At 41.6% G+C, this 24,022-nt stretch carries 10 protein-coding genes; all 10 read right to left on the bottom strand.

Features of this window, described 5'->3' with window-relative positions; all coding sequences use genetic code 11:
* Positions 1–50 precede the first annotated feature (50 nt).
* Entirely contained in the window at positions 51–2,519 is a 2,469-nt protein-coding gene (locus tag BLS28_RS06835; RefSeq protein WP_091163838.1) for an ABC transporter permease, read from the bottom strand.
* A gap of 99 nt (positions 2,520–2,618) precedes the next feature.
* Positions 2,619–4,973: an ABC transporter permease gene (locus BLS28_RS06830; RefSeq protein ID WP_091163836.1), complete on the bottom strand. Its 2,355-nt coding sequence runs from the start codon at positions 4,971–4,973 to the stop codon at positions 2,619–2,621.
* A gap of 114 nt (positions 4,974–5,087) precedes the next feature.
* The gene (locus BLS28_RS06825; RefSeq protein WP_091163834.1) at positions 5,088–7,514 is read right to left on the bottom strand and encodes an ABC transporter permease; all 2,427 of its coding nucleotides are present in this window, start codon (positions 7,512–7,514) and stop codon (positions 5,088–5,090) included.
* A 132-nt stretch (positions 7,515–7,646) separates the two neighbouring features.
* Complete coding sequence (locus BLS28_RS06820) at positions 7,647–10,067, bottom strand: ABC transporter permease (RefSeq protein ID WP_091163832.1); 2,421 nt, start codon at positions 10,065–10,067, stop codon at positions 7,647–7,649.
* A 201-nt stretch (positions 10,068–10,268) separates the two neighbouring features.
* Complete coding sequence (locus BLS28_RS06815) at positions 10,269–11,303, bottom strand: DUF4097 family beta strand repeat-containing protein (protein WP_091163830.1); 1,035 nt, start codon at positions 11,301–11,303, stop codon at positions 10,269–10,271.
* 189 nt (positions 11,304–11,492) lie between these two features.
* Positions 11,493–13,868 (bottom strand): ABC transporter permease, encoded by a 2,376-nt coding sequence (locus BLS28_RS06810; RefSeq protein WP_091163828.1) that lies wholly within the window; start codon positions 13,866–13,868, stop codon positions 11,493–11,495.
* Positions 13,869–13,969: 101 nt separating this feature from the next.
* Positions 13,970–16,357: an ABC transporter permease gene (locus tag BLS28_RS06805; RefSeq protein WP_218134373.1), complete on the bottom strand. Its 2,388-nt coding sequence runs from the start codon at positions 16,355–16,357 to the stop codon at positions 13,970–13,972.
* A 119-nt stretch (positions 16,358–16,476) separates the two neighbouring features.
* Positions 16,477–18,897 carry an ABC transporter permease gene (locus BLS28_RS06800; RefSeq protein ID WP_091163822.1) on the bottom strand — a complete coding sequence of 807 codons (2,421 nt, stop codon included), beginning with the start codon at positions 18,895–18,897 and terminating at the stop codon, positions 16,477–16,479.
* A gap of 100 nt (positions 18,898–18,997) precedes the next feature.
* Entirely contained in the window at positions 18,998–21,388 is a 2,391-nt protein-coding gene (locus BLS28_RS06795; protein ID WP_091163819.1) for an ABC transporter permease, read from the bottom strand.
* Positions 21,389–21,639: 251 nt separating this feature from the next.
* Positions 21,640–24,006 carry an ABC transporter permease gene (locus BLS28_RS06790; RefSeq protein WP_091163818.1) on the bottom strand — a complete coding sequence of 789 codons (2,367 nt, stop codon included), beginning with the start codon at positions 24,004–24,006 and terminating at the stop codon, positions 21,640–21,642.
* Positions 24,007–24,022 lie beyond the last annotated feature (16 nt).

Genomic DNA, 24,022 nt, shown 5'->3' with positions numbered 1-24,022 from the left:
TCATCAATCAAAATGACTTAATGACGCGAAGCAACTGACTCAATGACCAATTATTCAGAACGTAAACTCTTTGTTGGATTAGCCAATGCCGCTTTGATTGTTTGAAAACTTGAAGTGATCAATGCAGTTAGCAACATTCCCGCGCCGCTTGCTGCAAAGATCCACCAACTGATGGTTGTGCGGTCTGCAAAGCTTTCCATCCATTTGTTCATGGCGTACCAGGCCAGTGGAGTTACCAAAACAAATGCCAGCACAATGAGCATCACCAACTCGGTTGAAAGCAGGGTGACTATCTGTGCTACCGTAGCGCCAAGTACTTTCCGTACACCTATTTCTTTGGTGCGTTGATTGGTATTATAAATGGCCAAACCTAATAAACCAAGGCAGCTGATAAAGATCGATAAACCGGTTGCCCAGGTTAGCAAAGTTGATGTATGTTGCTCAGCATCGTAAAATTTGGCGATGCTTTCATCAAAAAAGCTATATTCAAAATCGTCTTCAGGATAAATCTCTTTCCACGCCTTTTCCATTGATACGATAGCTTTTTTCCATTCGTTGCCTCCGGCAGTTTGCGGCTTAAGCGCTATATGAAAGGTACCGTTGTTGTAATAACTGTTACTGATATGAATGCAGGTAGGTTTAATTGCCGAATGCAATGATTCAGAATAAAAGTCGGCCACTACACCTATGATCTGCATTCTTTTATCGCCATTAAACTTATCAATATATTTACCTACAGCATCAGCAGGATTTTTAAACCCTATTAGTTTTGCGTAAGTATTATTAATTAAAAATGCCCTGGTACTGTCGCCATATTGTATATTACGTCCGGCCAAAAGTTTAAGCTTGTATACATTAATATAATTAGGGTCGCCGTACTTTTCGTACAATTCAATCTTTATTTCCTTTTTGCCATCTATGTACGTAGCTTCCGTTGAATTGGTGCTGGTTGATGACGGAGCGGCCTTACCCGCGCTTACCAGCTCAACCTGAGGTATCGCCTTTAATTTGTTCATAAATACCTGGTTCTTACTAAGCGTTCGATTTTTCCAGGGTGAATTAATGATTAGGATGGCGTCCTTTTTAAAACCCAGATCTTTTGTAAGTGCATAATGAATCTGTTTGCCTACCAGCACAGTAGCCATTATAAAAAACTGGGCGATAACAAATTGAGTTACGGTTAATGATTTACGTAACCACGCATTACGGGCTTTACTACTGTTTGATGATGCCTGGTTTTTAAGAACCAAAACAGGTTTATAGCCTGATAGCAAAGCTGCGGGGTAAAAGCCCGACAATAAGCTTACCACTATTATCAATAAAAAAAGGAACACAAAAAGATGGGGCTGGTGCAGCAGGTCAAGTTTAACACCTTCCGCTATAAAATCTTTAAACAGTTTTAATATTACAGGCGCCAGCGTCACCGAAATGATTACAGCCAAAAGAGTTATAATAAACGTTTCACTCAGAAACTGTGTTATAAGCTGGGCGCGGCTGCTTCCCATTGTTTTACGCACGCCAATTTCCTTGGCCCTTTGAGTGGCCTGTGCGGTAGTTAAATTAACAAAATTAATACAACCTAATAATAACAGGAAAGCAGCTATAACCAGTAAACCGTAAAGCGTTGTTTTGTTAGCCGGATTACCGGAATCAAATGTTCCGTATATACTATTAAAATGCAGATCGCTCAAAGGCTGCAATGTAAAATTACGTGTGTTGCCTTTATTTTCGGGTTTTGGCGGGTTGTTCTTTTTAAGAATAACGTTTAGTTGCTTTTCAAAATTAGCTGCAGTTGTATTAGGTGCCAGCTTAACAAAAAGAATAGATGAAGATGTAGTCCCCCCCCAGTTGGTAAGGCTTAGTTCGTCAGAGAGTGCTTTATTAGTTTTTGCGGTTGAGTAGGAAATAAAATCGTGAAACGTAAAATCGTTGTTGCCCTTTAATGGTTCAACAATACCGCTCACGGCCACACTAATCGTATCATAAGTAATTACCCTGCCCATCATCTGGCTATATGACAGTTGAGGGAAATATTTTTTTGCCTGATCTGAAGTGAGCACGGTTTGGTTTGGCGCATTCAAGGCAGTACTGGCCGATCCTGCAAGCCAGTTGTATTTAAACATGCTGAAATACCTGCCATCCGCAAGGATCACATTATCCTGTAGTTTAAACTTAACAGGAACGCCCGCTTTTCCGGGGATAAATACATTAGGCTGATCCAACAGGAAAAATGGCACGGTAAGTTCCACCCCACTCACACCATTTCTTACAGCTTCGGGCACCGGGCCTGATACGCCGCGGTTATGCGCTTCTTCGCCGGAAAAGGTATAGTTTGAAACTACCCTGTAAATCCGGTCGCCGTTATCAAAGTTTTGATTAAACGTAAAATCAAAATGGACTATCAGGTAAATCACCAGCGCCGAACTGATCCCTATAGACAAACCGATTACATTTATGAATGTAAAAAACTTATGCCTCCAAAAGTTACGTAGTGCGATTTTAAAATAGCTTTTAAACATATTGTCAGGTCATTATATCATTAGGCCATTAAGTCATTTTTGACTCGCGCTAATCAAAAAATGACTTAATGACGCGAAGCAAAATGACCTGATGACAATTTATTCAGAACGTAAACTTTTAACCGGGTTGGCCAATGCTGCTTTTATTGTATTTAAACTTACCACAATCAGCGTTAGCAATAATATCAACAAGCCAACCGCGCTAAACAGCCAAATGTTAATATTGATGTGGTAGGTGTATTTTTGGAGCCAGTTGTGCATAATCCACCAGGTTAAAGGCACGGCTATGACAAATGCTATGGCCACCAACTTTAAAAACTCTGTAGAGATAAGCACCAGTAACTGTTGCACGCTGGCCCCCAAAACCTTGCGGATGCCGATCTCTTTAAAGCGTTTTTCGATGGTAAATGAGGCCAGACCTGCCAGTCCCATGCAGCAAAGAAAAATAGCCAGACCCGCAAATATGTTGGTGATACGGCTGATCAGCTCTTCTGTGAAAAACTTTTTACCAAACTCCTGGTCAACAAAGTGATATTCGAAAATGTCGGCGGGACTGTATTTGGCATAAATATTTTGAAGTAACCGGATCCCATCCTGCGGTTTCACCCCCGCATTTAACCTTATATCCATGTAACCCGAGCTGTTATGATCAGCAAAAACCATCATCGGATCAACCGGAACATAGGGCGATGACATTACTACATTATCTGTAATGCCAATCACCGTAAACTTCTTCGAGCCATATTGCAACTGCATGCCAAGCGGCCTTTTAACCTGCATAGCCTCAACCGCGGCCTTGTTCAGTAACACGGCTGATGTATCCGAAGGCATACCGGTAAAATCAGTCCCCTGCAATACTTTAATGCCCATGGTTTTGATGTAATCAATATCCGCGGTCATATTGGAGAATATGATATCGGCATTGGCTGGTTTACCCGCCCAGTTTGGCGGGCCCGAACGCCATGAAATTTGGGTAACCATGGCCGATGTACGAGTAACACTGTTAATAATACCCGATTTAAGCAGATCGTTTTTTATCGCGTTGAAGCTTTTATCGGTATTGGCTGTAGAGGGAACCATGATCAGGTTATCGGAATTATAACCCATGTTACGGTTTTTCACATGCTCAATTTGCCGGTAAACAATAACGGTAGCCGAGATCAGCAATATCGAACCTATAAACTGGAATACCACTAAAATACGGCGAGGAGTAATAGCGCCCTTACCAGCCACAAATGTACCCTTTAATACTTTTACAGGGTTAAATGATGATAGATACAAGGCAGGATAACTACCGGAAACTAATCCTGTAAATAAAATTATAACTAACGCCCCCAGCCAAAATACAGGCTGGTTAAGGTTTAACTGCAACTGCTTTTCTATCAACAAATTAAATTGAGGTAATAACAGATAAACGCAAAACACAGCGCAAAGAAAAGCAGTAACAACCAGGGTCATCGATTCGAAAAAGAATTGCAGTACTAACTGCCCCTTACTTGAACCCAGCGTTTTTCGAACGCCTACCTCTCTGGCCTTTTTCTCTGACCGTGCGGTAGATAGGTTCATGAAATTGACACAAGCTATCAGTAGGATAATAATGGCAATGATGATAAAGAAGCGCACATATTCTATCATGCCGCCAACGTTTTTACCATCTTTAAAATCGCTGTACAAATGCCACTTACTCATCGGAAAAGTAAAGTATTTGCTTATTTTATCCGTATTGTGCTGAAACATTACGTCGGTAATATATTTATCAACCTGGGCTATATCCGCGTTATCGGTGGTTTGAACATAAACCTCCCATGATGATCCCTGCCAACGGTTAAGCGCATCCTTTACACCCGGATCATTAAGATTATAAGGTGCGATGAAGTCAAATTGTTGCGTGGTATTATTAGGCGGATCAGCCACTACAGCAGTTACTTTATACGATAAGGCGTTATCAACTTTTACCACTTTGTTAATCGGATCGGCATCTCCAAATAAAGCCTTCGCTGTTGAAGCCGTAAGCACCACCGATGTTGGATCAATTATCGCGGTAGCAGCATCACCCTTGATAAAATGCCAGGAAAACATATCGAAATACTTCCCGCTAACTTGATAGCCTTGTTTTTTTATTTTAACATCGCCAACGTTAAACTGGTGTTGCTCAAGGTGGGATGTCATTACCGCGTTTTTGATTTGCGGGTAGCCACTTTCAAGCGCTTTAGCCAGCGGAAATACCATGTTAGGATCGGTAAAGATGTTGTTCTTAAAATCGCGGTTGGCGTAAACCTGGTGTATGTTTTTATAACTTCTATGGATCTTGTCGTAAGCAAGCTCATTTTGCACCCATAAAAAAATAAAAATAGTGCAGGTAATACCAATAGTAAGCCCCAACAGGTTTGTGATGGAGAACGCACGGTTCCTGTTAAGGCTACGCCATGCTATTTTAACATAGTTTTTTATCATTGTTATTGGTCATTAGGTCACTGAATCATTACGTCATTTTTTTTGCAAAGTCGTTAAGTCATTTTTGCTTTGCATCAATCAATGACTAATGACGCGAAGCAAATGACTCAATGATTATTCAGATCTAAGGCTTTTAACCGGGTTTGCCATTGCCGCTTTTATTGATTGATAGCTAATAGTTGCAAAAGCAATGATCAACGCTATAACTCCGGCCATTACAAATACCCACCATTGAATGCTTACCCTAAAGGCAAAATCAAGCAGCCATTTGCTCATCGCGTACCAGGCAATTGGTAAGGCAATAACCGATGCCACTATTACCAGCTTCAAAAAGTCTTTCGATAGTTCGGTAACAATTTGCGGGATGCTGGCGCCGAGTACCTTGCGTACGCCTATTTCTTTTACCCTTTGTGATATGGTGAAGGCCGAAAGCCCGAATAAGCCTAAACAGGCAATGAATATAGCCAGGCACGAGAATATAGTAAACAAATGGCTCTGCTGCTGCTCACTGTTATATAATCGTTGAAAGCGTTCGTCTAAAAAAGTATATCGAAAGGGTGTTTCTGGCTGATACTTTTTCCAGGTTTCCTGAAGTACCGCCAATGCCGAATTGGTATTATTCCCATCAATTTTAACCGAAACCCTGCTGTAATTATTATTCGCGAATGACGGCATTTCCATCAATAGCGGAACGATATTTTGATGCAACGATTCGAAATGAAAATCATTAACCACCCCAATTACCTTCCCTTTTACACCGCCATAGCTCATATCTCGCCCTATCGCGTTTTCGGGGGTTTTCCAACCCAACACCCGCACAGCCGATGTGTTGATTATGTAATTATTACTATCGGTAGCAAAATCGCGACTAAAATTCCTACCTGCAGCCATTTTTATACCATAGGTTGGGATAAAACCGTAATCGGTGTTGATACTTTTGATATCGGCCTTAACCGGTATCGATTTATCGCCATCAAAAACAGAAGCTCCCTGGTCGTCTAACAATCGTCCTGACGGAATACGCGACGAGCGGGCAATATCTTTTATAACGGGGTTTCGTAGCACATCAGCTTTAAAAACTTCAAACTGGTTAGCGGGGATACCGCCTATCGTTAATAAATGATCTTTATTAAAGCCCAGTGATTTAGTTTGGATATACCTTAACTGCTGAAAAACTATGGTAGTAGCAACAATAAGAATAATAGAAATTGAAAACTGAACAACCACTAATACTTTACGGAACGAGATATTGCCCGACCCAACTTTAAGAATGCCCTTTAAAACTTTTATTGGTTTAAATGACGACATAAAGATAGCCGGATAAATACCACTAATAAGCCCGATAACAAGCGGCAGCAATAATACCAACGCTAAAATTATTGGTTGATACAAACTATTGATCGATAATCCCAATTCAGAAAAGCTGTTGATGAGCGGCAGCAAAGCCCAGGTAATGATCAGTGCCAGTACCAGCGAAAAATAAGTCACCAATACCGACTCGCTTAAAAACTGGGTAATGATCTCTTTCTGCTGCGCACCTATCACCTTGCGAATGCCGATCTCTTTGGCTCTCAGGGTTGATCGGGCAGTTGAAAGGTTCATATAATTGATACAGGCTATCAGCAAAATAAACAGGGCAATGGCCGAAAAAATGTAAACCCTTGTGATATCTCCGTTCTGTTCTACCTCATCATCAAGGTGCGAATGCAGGTGGATATCCAGGAATTTTTGAATATGTAACTGCGTAAATTTCGATTGGCGAAAGTTAGCCGGCTGCCCCGGGAAACGCATGTATTTATCAATAAATGCCGGAAACTGCGAAACGATGTGATCCATATTATAATGATCGGGCATCAGCAGGTAGGTAAAAAATGAGTTATTTCCCCAATTGGTTTGCAAGGCGTTTCGGCCATAAACTTTATCGTCATTCAGGGTACTGAAGGACAGCAACATTTGCGGGTGCATTTGCGAGTTGGTAGGAAATGGCTTAAAAATACCTGTAACCTTAAAATTGGCCGTATTATCAAGCCTGATCTCCTTGTTTATCGGGTCTTCGTTTCCGAAGTACTTGTGTGCCATCTCTTCGGTCATCATTACTGTATAAGGCTCGCTAAGGCCGGTTTTAGGATCACCGGCCACAGTTTTCAGATCAAAGAATTTAAAAAAGTTTTCGTCGGCAAAATATGATCCCATTTCGGTGAACAATTTTTCCTTATAGCGCAAAACCACATCACCATTAGGAAACAAGCGCGTAACCATTTTGATATCTGGAAACTCATTTTTAAGCAATGGGCCAAATGGCGGCGCTACTGCACCCAAATGCAGGTTAACAATACCATCGCCGGTATTGAAACTTCGGCTTACTCTGTAAATATTGGAGGCGTTATGATTAAACTTATCATAACTAAGCTCTTTAACTATATAAGTTAAAATGAGCAGGCAACAGGTTAACCCTATGGTTAAACCAAATATGTTGATGAACGAAATAAATTTGTGCCTGGCTATATTGCGAAAGGCACTTCGTAAATAATTCTTTATCATGGTTTATATCATTATTTCATTAGGTCACTAAATCATTTTTCTTTCGGTCATCGAATCATTGGTCATTAAGTCATTTTTTTGCCCGCGTTTCAATGACCTAATGACGCGAAGCAAATAACCCAATGACACGCTTTATTCAGAGCGTAAACTTTTAACCGGGTTAGCCAAAGCCGCTTTAACCGATTGAAAGCTTATAGTTATGGCGGCGACTACCAGCGCTATAGTTCCTGCCAATAAAAATACCCACCATTGGATGCTGATGCGATACGCAAAATCCTGCAGCCACTTGTTCATGGCAAACCATGTTACCGGGAACGATATGACGGACGCTATGACAATCAATCTCAAAAACTCCTTTGATAACATCACTGTAATACTACTGGTTGATGCGCCTAATACCTTGCGGATGCCAATTTCTTTAACCCTTAACCTGATCATAAACGCGGCTAAACCGAACAAGCCCAGACTTGCTATAATGAGGGCGATGCATGAAAACACGGTGAATATTTTACCTGTTTGCTGCTCGGAAGCATAAAGCGAAGCGTATTGTTCGTCAAGAAACGAGTAGCTGAAAGGCGCTTCCGGCCTGAAACTATCCCATTCGGTTTTGATGCCGGCAATAACCGATTTTACATCGGCAGTTTTAACCTTTAAAATTAATGTCCCTGTACTATGCCCCGATAACAGCATCAATGGCGCTATTTTTTGCCTGGCCGAAGCATAGTGAAAATCTTTAACCACACCTACAACTTTGTATTGGGTACGGGCTGAACGTACTATAGTTTTACCTATCGGATTAGTATTACCCCATCCCAAACCTTTTACTAAAGCTTCGTTAACCACAACCGACATCGAATCGGCGGGGAAGGATTGATAAAAATTGCGCCCGTTGATAACCTGTAAACCTAAAGTAGGCACATAACTTTCATCCACATGGTAAATATTGGTATGGATCTCGGCCTGACCACCCTTGTCATCAAATTCTTTAGCAGCAATTTGGGTACCATCAACACCGGCTAACATACCTGGCACACTGCTGGATATAGTAGCATTCAACACCTGCGGGTTGCGCAGAAGTTGATTTTTGAAAGCATCTACATTATGGCCTAAGGTATAGGCATCATTAATTACCAATACCTGGTCTTTATCATAACCCAACTTTTTGTTCTGCATATAGTGTAATTGCTGGTACACTACAAAAGTTGATATAATAAGTGCTGTAGATACCGCAAACTGGAAAATGATTAATCCGCTGCGTAAAATCCCTTTTCCTTCTGCTGTGGTAGCGCTGTTGCCTTTTAACACAGCGATGATCTGGAACGAGGACAAGAAGAATGCCGGATAAATACCTGCAAGAATTCCAACCCCAAAAGCTGTAAACAGTTCGATAAGCAAAGCCATAGGGCTCAGGAAAAACCTAAGTTCGATATGTTTTCCTGCCAAATTATTGAACAGCGGTAACAGCAGATATACAATACCTAATGCCAATAATAAAGCCCCAAAGGTTAGCATAACCGATTCGGTGAGGAACTGGGAAACCAGTCCGCTTTTTTCAGAGCCAAGCACCTTACGGATCCCCACTTCTTTTGAGCGTTTGGCCGAACTTGCCGTTGATAGGTTAGTAAAATTGATGCAGGCCAATATCAATATAAAAACAGCTAATGCGCCGAATATATATACATAGTGAATATCGCCATTGGGCTCAAGTTCATATTTGGTTGCCGAGTGCAGGTGAATGTCGCTTAATGGCTGCAGGTAAAACAGGAAGGTGTTAACCGATTTGCTTGCTGCGACTACGCTGGTACCCATATCATGTGCAATTTCGGGTACAACAAATTTCCTTACCATTTCGGGAAAAGAAGCTTCCAGCTTTTTAGGATTGGCGTTTTTATCCAAAACAACGTAGGTAAAAAAGCCAATATTGCTCCATGTTTGCTTTGCATTTTCAACAAAGGGTGCCAGGTTCAAAAACGCATCACCATGAAAGTGCGAATCATCAGGTACTTTGTCAATTACACCTGTTACCTTGTAAGGTTTACCATCAATGGCAACTGATTTACCAACGGCTTCCTGATTACCAAAATATTTGTTAGCCATGGCCCTGGTAACCACCATACTGTTAGGCTCTGTAAAACAGGCTTTATCATCACCATCAATCAAAGGTATCGAAAAGAGCTGCAGGAAATTGGCATCTATCATTTGTACATGCTCTTCTTTAAATTGCCTGTCATTATATTTTATAAAAACCGGACCACGACCGGTAAGTCTTGTGGTTTCAAGCACCTCGGGAAACATATTTTTAATTCCCTGTCCTACCGCTATATCAACCATCGGGTATTCGCTCACACCGTTATTTTCAATGGAGCGTAAACCAACGCGGTACATTTGTTTGGCTTGAGCCGGATATTGATCATAATTTAATTCACTATATACATAAGCACAAATAAGCATACAGCAAGCTAAGCCCACAGAAAGGCCAAACACATTAATAAAGGAGAATATTTTGTTCCGCCTTAAGTTTCGCCAGGCGGTTTTGATGTAGTTTTTGAACATGAGCGTACGATTAACCTTAATATAGGTTTAAAAGCCATACCAATAAATCAAATATCTAAATATCAATTAATTACGATTTATTTCATATAAAAACTGTACGAAGACGTAACACCATGTGTTCGGTTATGATACACCCCAGGCAACACAAAAGGCCTGTCACTATTTGAGCAACAGGCCTTTGTAATATTCCTTACACTGATATTAATTGACGGTAAGATTAACTCGCCCATTGCCACGTACTTCAACGAGGGATCCGCCGCCGTTAAGTTTGCCTTCTACCCTTTCTTTATCCTTGTTACCAGAGAAGTTATCTGCAAGGTTACTTTCTATTTTGTTGGCGCGCAAATCGAGGTTAAGGCCTTGTTTTGATGGTAACTGCAGATCGATATGGCCCGAGCTTACATCAATTTTAACAGATTTACCAACGCTTACAAATTGCGCATGAAAGCTGCCGGCACTTGTGGATGCATCAAGGCTGCAAGAAAGATCAGTAAGGTTAATACTGCCGCCTGATGTGCCTGTAATGAAATCGCCATCAATTTTATTGCCGCTGATACTGCCGCCGCTGGTGGTAGCTTTGATATCTCCCTTTAAACCATCGAGATGCAACGAACCGCCAGATGTTTCCAGCCTGATATGGCCCATACAATTGCGGGCTTCAATACTGCCACCTGATGTTTGTAGGTCAATGTCTTCTTTTGAATCGCTCACGTGGATACTGCCGCCTGATGTACGGCCTTTGATAGTGCCGGTAATTTTATCCAGGTGCAAGCTGCCACCACTGGTTTCAAACTGTTGTGTACCTGTTAGGTTATCAAGGTGAATACTGCCTCCGCTGGTATTTAGATTAGTTTCCACACTACCGGGTACATACACACGGAACGAAATACTTAATGATTTCTTCCAATCCCAGTTGCCATCGTGCTTGCTTTTAGCTTTGGCATGCAGCTCCCCGCCGTTAACATCAATGCTCAGGTCATAATTTTCGTCAAGACGCTTTTTGATCTCTTCTTTAGGAAGGTCATTATTACCATTATTACCTTGTATAAAAACCTCAACTCTCGGTTCTTCGCCCGATGCGCCACTAACGGTAATACTGCCTCCCGAAGTATTAACAAATACATTTTTCACGGCCTGTCCTGATAATGATTTGGTGAGGTATGGTGTTTTCTGATTATTTTGTGCAAAAGCGCTACCTGAACAGGCAACAAATAACACAAGTAAATACTTTTTCATAATAATGATCTTTGGTTTATATATAATAAGACCAGGAGTTTAGCAAATACGTTGCATGGTGCTGAAAATAAATTCAGGCTACCTAATAATTCAGAACATCATAAAAAAGCCCGTGGGGACACGGGCTCAGGGTATATTCTATTTCTTCAACTGCTACTGCAAATTGACACTGCTATCTGCAAACTGATCTCATTCGCTTCTCAAACTCCGGATAGGATTTGCAAGTGCCGCCTTTAACGATTGAAAGCTAATGGTAGCCACTGCTATAACAAATGTAAGCAAAGCCGCCAAAGCAAAGATCCACCAATGCAAAGGTGTTTTGTAAGCGAAACTTTGCAGCCATTTATCCATGCTGTAATAACCCAGCGGGATAGCAATCACTGTAGCTAATAACACCGGTTTCAGCAGATCTTTTGATATCAGGATAAGGATATTTTGTACCGATGAACCCAATACTTTACGGACCCCGATCTCCTTAGTACGTTTCGCCGCGGTAAATGAGGCTAAACCGAACAAGCCCAAACAGGCTATAAAGATTGCCAACCCTGAAAATATACTTAACATGGTCTGCTGCCTGATATCGTTGCGATAGGTAGTATCAAACTGCTGATCAAGGAAACTGTACTCAAACGGATAAACGGGCGCCACCTCGGCATAAGTATTTTTGATAGCTGTTAAACCAGCCTGGATATTTCCGGGTTTCAGTTTGATGACAGCTACACGCCTGTCTTCACTTGGCGATATAATGAGGGCATCCATATTTTCTTTGAGCGAAAGGAAGTTAAAATCCTCCACCACACCGATGATAATACGGCGGTTGTTGTCCCGCACAGTATTCTTAACCCATTTGCCGATAGCTTGCTGCGGGGTAAAGCCGAGATCCTTTGCAGCTGTACGGTTAATCAGTACCGAGTTAGTGGTATCAGTAGCAAACTGTGGTGAGAAATCCCTGCCGGCAATAATCTTAAGCCCAAATGTTTTTACATATTCAAAATCGGCATATTCAGTTCGTGATTTAAATGTTTGATGCTGACCTTCAACCTCAAAACCCTGCATATCGAAAAAGCCGCCCGGCTCGCCCGACATCAGGGATACCGACTTCACATAGTCCGAATTTTGCAGCTGGTGTTTAAATGTTTGCCTGTGATCATAGATGTCATTATTATCAATCTTCACAATAACCGTTTGCTCTTTGTCATAACCTAATGATTTGTTTTTCACATACCGCATCTGGTTAACGATCACGATAGTGCCAATAATGAGCAATACCGAAATACTGAACTGGAACACCACTAGTGATTGCCTAAAGAATGCACCACCCTTCCCAAGCTTCAGCTTGCCCTTCAAAGCTTCGATAGGCGAAAAGGCCGACATAAATATCGCTGGATAACTCCCAGCAAGGAAACCCACAAATAAGATAACACCCAGAAGGAAAAGGTAAATCGGTGCACTGTTCCAGGAAACGGTAAGCTGATAACCCAGCAGACTGTTGTATGCAGGCATTAATAGTAACAATAACCCAATGGAAAGCATACAAGAAATAAGCGCCAGCAACAACGACTCGCCAATAAACTGCCATACCAAATGGTTCCGTAATGCGCCTAAAACCTTGCGCATGCCAACCTCTCTTGAGCGTTCAACCGCACGGATGGTGGCCAGATTCATAAAATTGATACAGGCAATGATCATGATGAGCACAGCTATCGAAATAAAGATAAATACCACGGTTTTATCGCCATGCTTTACGTTATCAAACGATGACGCATTTTCAAAATAAATATCTTTGAAGGGTCTCAGGCTTAGGTTAAATTTAGTACCGAAGCGCTTCATATCTTCGCCCATGTACTTTTCCATAAACTGCGGAAAATGGCTTTCCAATGCAGCTGGGCTACTATGTTCATTCAGCAGCAGGTAAACAAACAAGCCATTGTTAATCCAAACATTAAAACCGGGATCGCGGGTATAGTTGGCAATCGGTACTACTAAATCAAAATCAAGGTGAGAGTTTGAAGGTACGTCTTTTGCAACACCCGTTACTTTTAACTGCAAACGTTTATCCATCTTCACCACTTTACCCATCGCATTTTCAACGCTGCCAAAATATTTTTTTGCTGTGGTTTCAGTGAGTACTACGCTACCCGGATTATTCAGTGCCGAAGCCGCATCCCCCCTAAGCAACGGGAAGGTAAACAGGCTGAAAAAATTGGAATCAACTGCATAAACTTTCTTCTCGTTGAATGATTTTTCACCAAAAGAGATCAAATTATTTTGCGGCGAAACGCGTACAGCCATTTTTACATCCTGCGGAAAATCATTCAGCATAGCAGGCGCATAAGGTCCTGACAAGTATGAGGTAGGTGCTTTCGCTTTATCAAAACCACGCATCACCCTGTAAATGTTTTTGCCCTGCTTATGAAAATTATCCACACTAAACTCATTCATGATATACAAGAATATCATCAGGCAAACGGTTATCCCCATGGTTAACCCCAGGATATGGATCAGCGAAAATGCTTTATTACGATAAAGGTTCCGCCACGCTGTTTTTAAATAGTTTCGTATCATTAGTTCACTTGTTCATTAGTTCATTGGTACTTATCGCTTACTTTTATCTGCCTGCTGGACTGTATCTGCTACTGTAACCTGCTGCTATCTGCCAACTAATTTTATTCATTTTTCAAACTCCTAACCGGGTTGGCCAGTGCCGCCTTGATTGATTGAAAGCTGATGGTTACAAAAGCGATCAACACGGCCAAAACAGCAGCCAATACTACCACCCACCATTGTATGTTTTGCCGGTAGGCAAAGCCCTGCAACCATTGCTGCATGGTGACCCAGGCAACCGGAATGGCTATTACTATTGCTATCATTACCAGTTTGATAAAATCTTTTGACAGCATACCTACTATAGCGCCTACATTAGCGCCAAGTACTTTACGGATGCCTATCTCCTTAGTGCGCTGTTCGGCAGCATATGCCGCAAGGCCAAACAAACCTAAACAGGCTATCACAATTGTTAAACTTGTAAATATGATGAATATGGTGCCCATCCGCTGTTCCGCACGGTACGATGAATCAAAATCGTCATCCATAAACGAATATTCAAACTCCTTACCCGGTTTTATAGATTTCCATTTGTCGCTGATCATGGCCATAAGTGTGGTGATATTAGCGGTATTTACTTTTACACTCAAGGCGCCGGTATCCTGCCCATACATCAATATCACCGGGCTTACATTATTACGTAGCGAAGCGAAATTAAAATCCTTAATAACACCTACTATATGGTATTCTTTAAAAGTTTTGGCCATATTATCCATAGGCAAATACATAGGCTTATTAAGCGGATCGCGTACGCCCATGAGTTTGGCAGCAGTTTCGTTAACAATCATAGCTGCCGAATCGGTTGGCATCTGGCTTGAGAAATTACGCCCTTTGGTCAATTTGATACCCAGAGTTGGCAAGTAGTTGTCGTCAACTACCCAGGTTTGTGCAAGCACTGCTTTTTTGGGGTCGAGCCCGCGTTCCTGGAAAACACTGCTGCTGTTCCGGTAATCAGAAGTTGGCAAAAAGCCTGTCATGGTTACCCCCATTACGCCGGGCAATTGCTTTACCTCATCTCTTAACACCTTGCTCTTGTCGCCAAGGTCATACACGCCATGAATCACCAATACCTGGCTGCGGTTATAACCAAGGTCTTTATTCTGAATATATTTAAGCTGATTATAGATCACCAGCGTACCAATGATGAGCACTATCGATATAAAAAACTGGAACACCACCAATGAACTCCTTAACATGCCACCCTTAAAGCCAGAGGAAAGCTTTCCTTTTAAAACATCAATTGGCTGAAATGCGGAAAGAAAAAATGCAGGATACGAACCAGCCAGGAAGCCGATCGCCAAAACCATAACCAGCAAAGCGGGAATCAGCCAAATCAATGAACCCATATTAAGCTCCATGGTTTTACTCGCAATATTATTGAATACCGGCAACAGAAAATAGGCCGTCAGCATGGCTATCACCGTAGCGATAAACGTTACCATGATAGACTCTGAAAGGAACTGGGCAATGAGCGACTGACGCCTTGAACCAAGTACCTTGCGTACCCCTACCTCCCGGGCCCGGTTTGCAGAACGGGCGGTTGAAAGGTTCATGAAGTTTACACAGGCTATCAGTAAGATAAAAATCGCCACCGCGCCAAAAATGTACACATACTGGATATTCCCGTTATGGTCAAGCTCCGACACCAAGTTTGATTTAAGATGGATATCCTTCAATGGCATAAGGCTCAATTGGTATTTGTTGCCTGAACCTTCAAACGAATCAAAAGTGAGATGTAAGATACTTTGCAATTGCGGACCCGCATATTTGTGCATTAACGCAGGAAACTTGGCTTCAAACTTTTTGGCATCCACACCTGGTTTTAGCAGCACATAGGTATTGAAATTATTGCTGAACCATGCCGCATCTTTGCTTTCGGCATTTGATGCCATCGACAGGAAAAAATCATACCGAAAATGCGATTGCCTGGGCAGGTCTTTTATTACGCCGGTAACCTTATAAAGCAGCTTTTCATCAAACGTAAAGGTTTTACCCATTACCTGCGTATTGTTAAAATAACGTTTGGCCGTACTTTCAGTGATAACCACGGTATTTGGTTCAACCAGCGCCTTTTTGGGATCGCCGGCTATCATAGGCAGGGTAAATACATCAAATAGCGTTGAATCGGCCAACACCATACTGTTTTCGTGAATGGTTTGGTTGCCTTTTTTTACGTTATAACCGCCGCGTTGCAACAAACGGCAGGCACGTTCAACCTCGGGATAATCGTTTTGAAATACAGCAGCCAACGGCGACGGCGACGAAGCATAGCTTTGATCGATACCGCCAAATTTAATCTGCATATTGGCGCGATAGATCCTGTCGGCCTTAACATTGAACTTGTCATAGCTCAGCTCATCAACCACATAAAATATAATGAGTAAACATGTGGCCAGCCCAAGGGCCAAACCAAATACATTAATCGCGGTGAATCCCACATTTTTTTTCAATGTGCGAAATGCAGTTTTAAGGTAATTTCTAAACATGGTTCATTGGTTCAATTGTTCATTAGTTCATTGGTATCCTCCTGTTACGTAACTGCTAACTGCCACTGCAAACGGCCTACTGCCTACTCATTTTTAAGGCTGTTAACCGGGTTTGCCAATGCTGCTTTTATAGATTGGAAACTTACTGTTACAATAGCTATTAACATGGCGCCTGCACCTGCCAGCACCAGCACCCACCATTGTATACTGATGCGGTAAGCGAAATCCTGCAGCCATTTGTTCATTAAATACCAGGCTAAAGGGGTTGTAATGGCTATGGAGATCAATACCAGCTTTATAAAATCTCTGGATAAGGTATTCACTATGGCGGATACACTTGCACCAAGTACTTTACGGATCCCGATTTCTTTGGTACGTTGCTCGGCGGCATACGCAGCTAAGCCAAACAAACCAAGGCTGGCAATAGAAATAGCCAGCACGGTAAATATGATAGATATGGTGCCCGTACGTTGCTCGGCGCGATAATTGGCATCAAAATCCTGATCCATAAACGAGTAGCTGAACTGGCTTTGGGTCATGCCCTGCCACTTGGTTTTTATCTGGTCGATAAGCGCAGGCAAATTGGTTGTGTTTACCCTGATACTCAGATTTCCACTGTCTTCGTCCATTAAAAAAATCATAGGACTGATATTTTCTCTCAGCGAATTGAAATTAAAATCCTTAACCACGCCTATGATGTGATAAGCTTTTACATGATCACGGGTGCCATCCATATTGCGGTACAGGGTTTTATTAACAGGATTGCTAAAGCCTAAAAATTTGGCCGCGGTTTCGTTGATAACCAATCCGGTAGAATCAGTTGGCATACTTGTAGAAAAATCTCGCCCGGCAGAGATCTTCATGCCCAGGGTGCTAATGTAATCGGCATCAACCCGCCAGCTTTGCGGAAACAAGGCTGTTTTCTGATCGCCCGCAGCCTCTTTATAAAAGATAGACGTTCCCCTGTTTTTACCTGTTGGCAAATAACCTGTCAACGTTGCGTTAACCACATCTTGTAACTGCTTCACCTCATTTTTGAAGGTTTTGGCATGACTGCCTAACTCAAATGCATTATTGATAACAAGCACCTGATTACGATTATATCCCAGGTTTTTGGTTTGAATATAATTGAGTTGATTATAAATAACGATGGTACCAATGATGAGGAATATCGAAATAGAAAACTGGAATACCACCAATACACTCCTAAGCATGCTACCTTTAAAACCGCCGGCCAGTTTACCGCTTAGCACATTAATGGGCTGAAATGCCGAAAGGAAAAAAGCGGGATACGATCCGGCAGCGAAACCTACAACCAGTACAATTAATAGTAAAGCAGGAAGCAACCAGGCTAAGGTTTGCGCACCAACAACCAACTCTTTGCCCGATACCTGATTAAACAACGGCAATAAAAGTAACACAGTAAAAAAAGCTATAACTGCCGCTGCCAAAGTCACCAACACAGATTCAGTTAAAAACTGGGCTATTAAATATTTACGCGGGGAACCTAAAACCTTGCGTACACCAACCTCCCTTGCCCTGCTGGCTGAACGTGCTGTTGAAAGGTTCATAAAGTTGATGCCCGCTATGAGTAATATAAATATGGCGATGGCCGAAAATATATAAACATATTGCGCCGAACTGTTGCTGCCCAACTCACCGGTACGGTTTGAGTGCAAATGTATATCGGTTACCGGAGTTAGGTTAAGCCTGAAATAACTGCCGCTTTTTTCAAAATCGGCAATATTTACGTGCAGCGCTGTTTGCATTTGGCTTTCGCTGTATTTTTTCAGAAGAGCAGTCAATTTTTTCTCAAAAAACTTGTAATCTGTACCAGGTTTCAACACCACGTAAGTGTTATAATCACTCCTCAACCATTCCGGAGAGCGGCTGTCAGGCCAACTCGCCATCGACATAAAAAAATCAAAATGAAAATGCGATTGCTTTGGCAAATCTTTGATAACCCCGGTAATTTTCAATAATTGGTTGTTATCAATGGCGAGCGTTTTACCAACAACATTGGTGCTGTTAAAGTATTTTTTAGCTGTAGTTTCGGTGATTACTACTGTATTTGGCTCCTTCAAAGCCGTAGCCGGGTTACCATTGATCATGGGCAACGTAAACACGTTAAAAACCGATGGGTCGGCAAAAACGGTACCGTACTCAAGGATGCTTTCATTACCTTTTTTAACATGAAACCCTCCCGCTGCTTTAAGCCTGGTTGCTTCATCCACTTCAGGGAGATCTGTTTTTAATGCCTGAGCTAACGGCGGCATTGCAACGGCATAAAGTACATTATTGTTGCCAAATTTAAGATCTTCATTAACCCGATACGTACGGCTGGCTTTCTCGTTAAACCGATCATAACTCAACTCATCAGCCACGTATAGCACAATCATAAGACAGGTGGCCAGCCCAAGGGCCAGCCCCAATATATTAATAACCGTAAACCCCACGTTTTTACGCAGGGTACGGAAAGCTGTTTTTAAGTAATTTTTAAACATAAACCCCTCCTAACCTCCCCAAGGGGAGGAATTTTAATTAATTATTTTATATCATAATCCACACTTTAAGCCCTCTCCTTTGGAGAGGGCTGGGTGAGGTTTATTCGTTTTTAAGGCTTTTAGCTGGATTAGCATTTGCTGCCCTTACCGATTGTACACTTACTGTTATGAAAGCGATGATCACAGCCAGAATACCCGCTACCGCGAAGATCCACCAGTTAATATCAACCCGGTAAGCGAAACTTTGTAGCCATTTGCTCATGCCATACCAGGCCAGCGGCGATGCTATTAGCGTGGCTATTAGCACCAGCTTCATTAAATCTTTTGACAACAGTGTAACTATAGAGGTTACACTTGCTCCCAAAACTTTCCTGATGCCAATTTCTTTTACGCGTTGCTCGGCAGTAAAAGTGACAAGGCCAAACAAGCCAAGGCAAGCTATACTGATAGCCAATATGGTGAATATGAGCAGGATGTTGCCCTGCTTTTGTTCGGATTGGTATTGTTTAGCGAAATTCTGATCAAGGAAATGGAACTCAACCTTGTTTTCGATATCAAACCGGTTGTAAACTTTACTTATATAGTCGAGTGTAGCAGGGATATTATTTTTGCCAATTCGGATATACATATTATCCTCGTCGTTGGCAGTAAAGGGCAGGTACAACATCATAGGTACAACTTTATGCTGTAACGAATAGGTGTTAAAATCTTTAACTACTCCAATTATTTTTCGGCTGATCACATTACCCTTATCATCTACTCCAACCCTTACAGAGCGGCCGATGGCATCCTTCCAGCCCATTTCATTAACAAGCGTTTGGTTTACAATAATGGATTCAAGTCTGTCGGTACTCATCTCCGATGAAAAATTGCGCCCTTTAGCCAGCTTCACCTGCAAGGTTGGTATAAAGTCATCATCAATTATAAGGTTCTCCACCATTTTTGATTCAGAATTGGCCTTTCCGTCGGCGCCGATATTGAAATTGCTTGAACCAATATCATTATTACCAATAGGATTGCCTGCAATACCTACGGCCTCAACAGCCGGATTTTGCAACAGCTGACTTTTAATAGCGGCTATTTTTGCACGGGCAGATTTATCGTTGATATGGAAAGTAAGCGTTTGGGCTTTATTAAAGCCAAGGTCTTTGTTCATTACATAATGCAGTTGCCTGTAAATGATGCATGAACCGGCTATCATAACAATGGTGATAACAAACTGAAATACTACCAATGATTTCCTGAACATGATAGTAGCAGCCTGGCTGCCCATTTGCCCCTTCATAGCAGCAATGGTACGGAAGCCAGACAGAAACAATGCAGGATATAAACCGCTTAAAATACCGGTAGCAAGCGCAAATAAACTGAATATAGCAACGGTTTTGCTTAAACCAAACTGCATTACTACAAGGTTTTTTCCCGAAAGCTGATTGAAATAAGGTAATAAGAACTGCACCATTACAGATGCTATTACAGCTGCAATCAAAGTAAACAAAACAGATTCGGCAAAAAACATGATGATCAGTTGTTTTTTACTGGAGCCGATTACTTTACGTACCCCTATCTCCCTGATCCTGATTGAGGAACGTGCTGTGGTAAGGTTTACATAATTAATAACGGCTATAGCCAATACCAGCAATGCAACAATACTAAATACGTATACGTAAGTGATATTACCGTTGCTGCCCAACTCATAATCAAGATTGGAGTTAAGATGGATAGATGTAAGTGGCTGCAGTTCCATACTGTATTGCATAGCACCAAGCGCTCCCTTCAAATATTTATTAAAAAATGCATCAGAGCCAGCCTGTACCTTTTTAAAATCATCATGACTTTTCAGCAATACATAAGTGTAGATATGCGAATTAGCCCAGCCATCGGTATATCCCTCAGGTAATGAGCGAAGGGCACTGAAACCGAAATGTGAATTTGCGGGTACATCATCAATTACACCGGTAACTGTACTTGGGTTATTTTCGATGAGTATTGTTTTATCCAGGGCATCCGCAGCGTTACCGAATAGTTTTTCGGCAAGGATTTTAGTAAGTACAATGCTTTGCGGCTTGGTTAAAGCAGTGTTGGGATCACCGGATAAAAAGTGATGGGTAAAAAGATTAAAGAAGCCTTTATCTGTAAACAACATCGCGCCCTCGTTAATCTGCTTTTCGCCATAAGTGATCCTGCCACCGCCTTCGGCATCAATGCGAATAGCGTCCTCTACTTCGGCATAGTCGTTTTTTAAAGCGGGGGCATACGGCGGCGAAGTAACTGCGAGATTGAATTTACCGCCATTCCATGTACCATGTTGAACAACACGAAAAATCCGGTCAGCTTTAAGGTTATAACGATCGTAACTCCATTCATCAACCACATAAAGGCTAATGAGCCAAAAAGCAGCAATACCCGCAGCTAAACCGAAGATATTGATAAACGAAAAAACCTTGTGTTTGATGAGGTTTCTCCAGGCTATTTTGATGTAATTACGTAACATGGCAAATGGTTTATACCACTATAATATTAAAACCTATACCAATTACACAATTAATTAAATATCAATCAATTAACAAAATACAATCAATATAAAACCGTTCGGTAATGGAACACTTACAGTGCGAATGTGAACGTTTGCTTAAGTCAGAAGTCTAAAGTAGAGAATCAAAAGTTATTCTTTACTTTAGACTTTATATTATTAAGTCATTAGTCAGCATTCAATGCTTAATGACTCAGTGACCCAATGCAGATTTATTCATTTTTTAGGCTCTTAACCGGATTGCTCAACGCCGCTTTGATAGCCTGCCAGCTTACCGTGAGCAGGCAAACTACCATACTAATCCCTATAGTGACAATAAATACCCAGGCGCTCATATCTGTACGGTAGGTATAATGCTGCAACCATTTACTCATGTTGTACCAGCTAAGGGCCGAACCAATAATAAATGAAATAACCACGAGTATTAAAAACTCTTTCGACAGGTTGAACCACAAACTACTGATGCTTGCGCCTAATACTTTACGGATACTGATCTCTTTTTTACGCTGCTCTGCCGAAAACGAAGCTAAGCCAAACAAGCCGAGGCAAGATATGATAATAGCCAACACCGTAAACGAACTCGACAACGTACCCAACAGCTTTTCATTCTCAAATTTGCCGCTGAAGTTTTCGTCAACAAACTTGTATTCAAATGGATATTCGGGGTTATATTTTTTGTAAATGTCGCCAATTGTAGCAAGGCTTTTTGATACAGGAGCATTCGGATTTAAACGAATACCAAGCTGACCTGCCCAACCTTTATCAAAACCAATAATGGCAGGCTTCACAGGTTCATATGGCGATCCCCAAACAAAATCTTTAACAATACCAACCACGGTGCAATTACGGCCCTGCCATTTCACTATCTGCCCAAGTGGGTCTTTTAAGCGCATTAGTTTAACAGCCGATTCGTTCATAATGAGCGACAATGAGTCGGCCATGCGACCTGGTATATAATCGCGCCCTTTTATCAATTCAAGCTTATAAGTTGAAATAAAATGAAATGAAGTAACAATCTGGTCGATAGGTATTTTATCCTCGCCAGGTAGCTGTCCGGGCCAGTTGATGCCCCAACTGCTGCTGCCGTTACTGGCTATACTGCCCGATGTTTCTGCAGCATCAACAGCGGCTCCCGCGTTAATTACATCCGTTCTGAAGTTTTCATATTCTTTATATAAATTGCCATCTAATGAGATCTCGATAAGTCCGTTTTGTGAATAACCTACCGGGCGTTCTTTAATGTAGTTGATCTGTTTATAAATCAGGATACTTGAAAGTATAAGACACGTAGCAAATACAAATTGTACAATAACCAATACCTGTCTTGAGTGCAGCGTTTTTCTACCCGTTTTGTTAGCGCCCTTTAAAACTTTTACCGGTTTAAACGACGATAAAAACAAAGCCGGGTAACTACCTGACAATAAACCAGTTATCAGCGTTACTAATATAGCGGCACCCCATGCCCACGCATTGTTATAAGGAATTGTCAGTTGCTTATGTATGATTTCGTTAAAATAACCTAGCGTTGATGCTATTATTACCAGTGCAACAACAAGCGAAATTATAGCGGTGAGGATTGATTCGCCTAAAAACTGCTGGACAATGGCTATTCTCCGCGCACCCACAACTTTACGGATCCCAACTTCACGGGAGCGGCGCTCAGACCGCGCAGTAGAAAGGTTCATAAAGTTGATACAGGCAATAAGCAAAATACCTATTGCCAGAAACAGGAATAAACGCACGTATTCGATTGCGCCACCTGTATTCACTCCATTTTTGAACTCGCTGTGCAGGTGCCATTTAGCAAATGGAAACAAAAACAGCTGATTTTCTTTATTATGATCGTCATAGCGACCAATTAAGTTTTTGATTTCCAGATTAAGCTTATCTACATTAACGCCGGGCTTAAGCATAACATAAGTTTTGAACGAATAATTACCCCAGCCGGATGTTTTCACCCAACCATTATCAGCTTCATAAAGTTTCCATGGAATTAGTGCATTAAACCTGAACGTAGAATTCCGGGGCAGATCTTTGTAAACACCACTCACTTTTACCAGCCGCGAACCATTTAACTTAACAGTTTTACCTATAGGATCGATATCGCCAAAAACGGCCTGTACTGCCGATTCGGACATGATAACTGACGACATATCCCTGAAAGCATCTTTTTTGTTACCCTTCACAAAATCAAGTGTAAACATATTCAGAAATGACTCGTCGGCAGCAATGGTATTAACTTTTAACGGTTTGTTGTTGTAATTAAACAGTTGATCATATGACCAGTTTGCACGGGCTGCATACTCAACCTCTGGATAGTCTTTTTGCAGCGCGGCAGCAATCTGTACGGGCGTGGCATCCCCTGTGTTTATTTCGCCATTTGAAGGCTGGTTACGCATTACCTTATACAGCCTATCCTTATTTTCATGAAATCCGTCATAAGTAAATTCATTATAAACATATAACAGCAACATAAAGCTCACTGCCATACCTACACCCAAACCTCCAATGTTAATGGCCGAATAAAGTTTGTTTTTAATCAAACTCCGCCATGCGATTTTTAAATAGTTCTTAAACATATCTTTAGTTCGTTAA

This window comes from Mucilaginibacter gossypii (assembly GCF_900100945.1).
GTDB classification, from domain to species: domain Bacteria; phylum Bacteroidota; class Bacteroidia; order Sphingobacteriales; family Sphingobacteriaceae; genus Mucilaginibacter; species Mucilaginibacter gossypii.
The sequence above is the reverse complement of the archived record's forward strand: the minus strand, read 5'-3'. Positions and strand labels throughout refer to the sequence as shown.

What these genes read in the sequence shown, in the direction of transcription:
- BLS28_RS06835 (WP_091163838.1), bottom strand. Translation starts at nt 2,519, where the DNA reads ATGTTTAAAAGCTATTTTAAAATCGCACTACGTAACTTTTGGAGGCAT.
- BLS28_RS06830 (WP_091163836.1), bottom strand. Translation starts at nt 4,973, where the DNA reads ATGATAAAAAACTATGTTAAAATAGCATGGCGTAGCCTTAACAGGAAC.
- BLS28_RS06825 (WP_091163834.1), bottom strand. Translation starts at nt 7,514, where the DNA reads ATGATAAAGAATTATTTACGAAGTGCCTTTCGCAATATAGCCAGGCAC.
- BLS28_RS06820 (WP_091163832.1), bottom strand. Translation starts at nt 10,067, where the DNA reads ATGTTCAAAAACTACATCAAAACCGCCTGGCGAAACTTAAGGCGGAAC.
- BLS28_RS06815 (WP_091163830.1), bottom strand. Translation starts at nt 11,303, where the DNA reads ATGAAAAAGTATTTACTTGTGTTATTTGTTGCCTGTTCAGGTAGCGCT.
- BLS28_RS06810 (WP_091163828.1), bottom strand. Translation starts at nt 13,868, where the DNA reads ATGATACGAAACTATTTAAAAACAGCGTGGCGGAACCTTTATCGTAAT.
- BLS28_RS06800 (WP_091163822.1), bottom strand. Translation starts at nt 18,897, where the DNA reads ATGTTTAAAAATTACTTAAAAACAGCTTTCCGTACCCTGCGTAAAAAC.
- BLS28_RS06795 (WP_091163819.1), bottom strand. Translation starts at nt 21,388, where the DNA reads ATGTTACGTAATTACATCAAAATAGCCTGGAGAAACCTCATCAAACAC.
- BLS28_RS06790 (WP_091163818.1), bottom strand. Translation starts at nt 24,006, where the DNA reads ATGTTTAAGAACTATTTAAAAATCGCATGGCGGAGTTTGATTAAAAAC.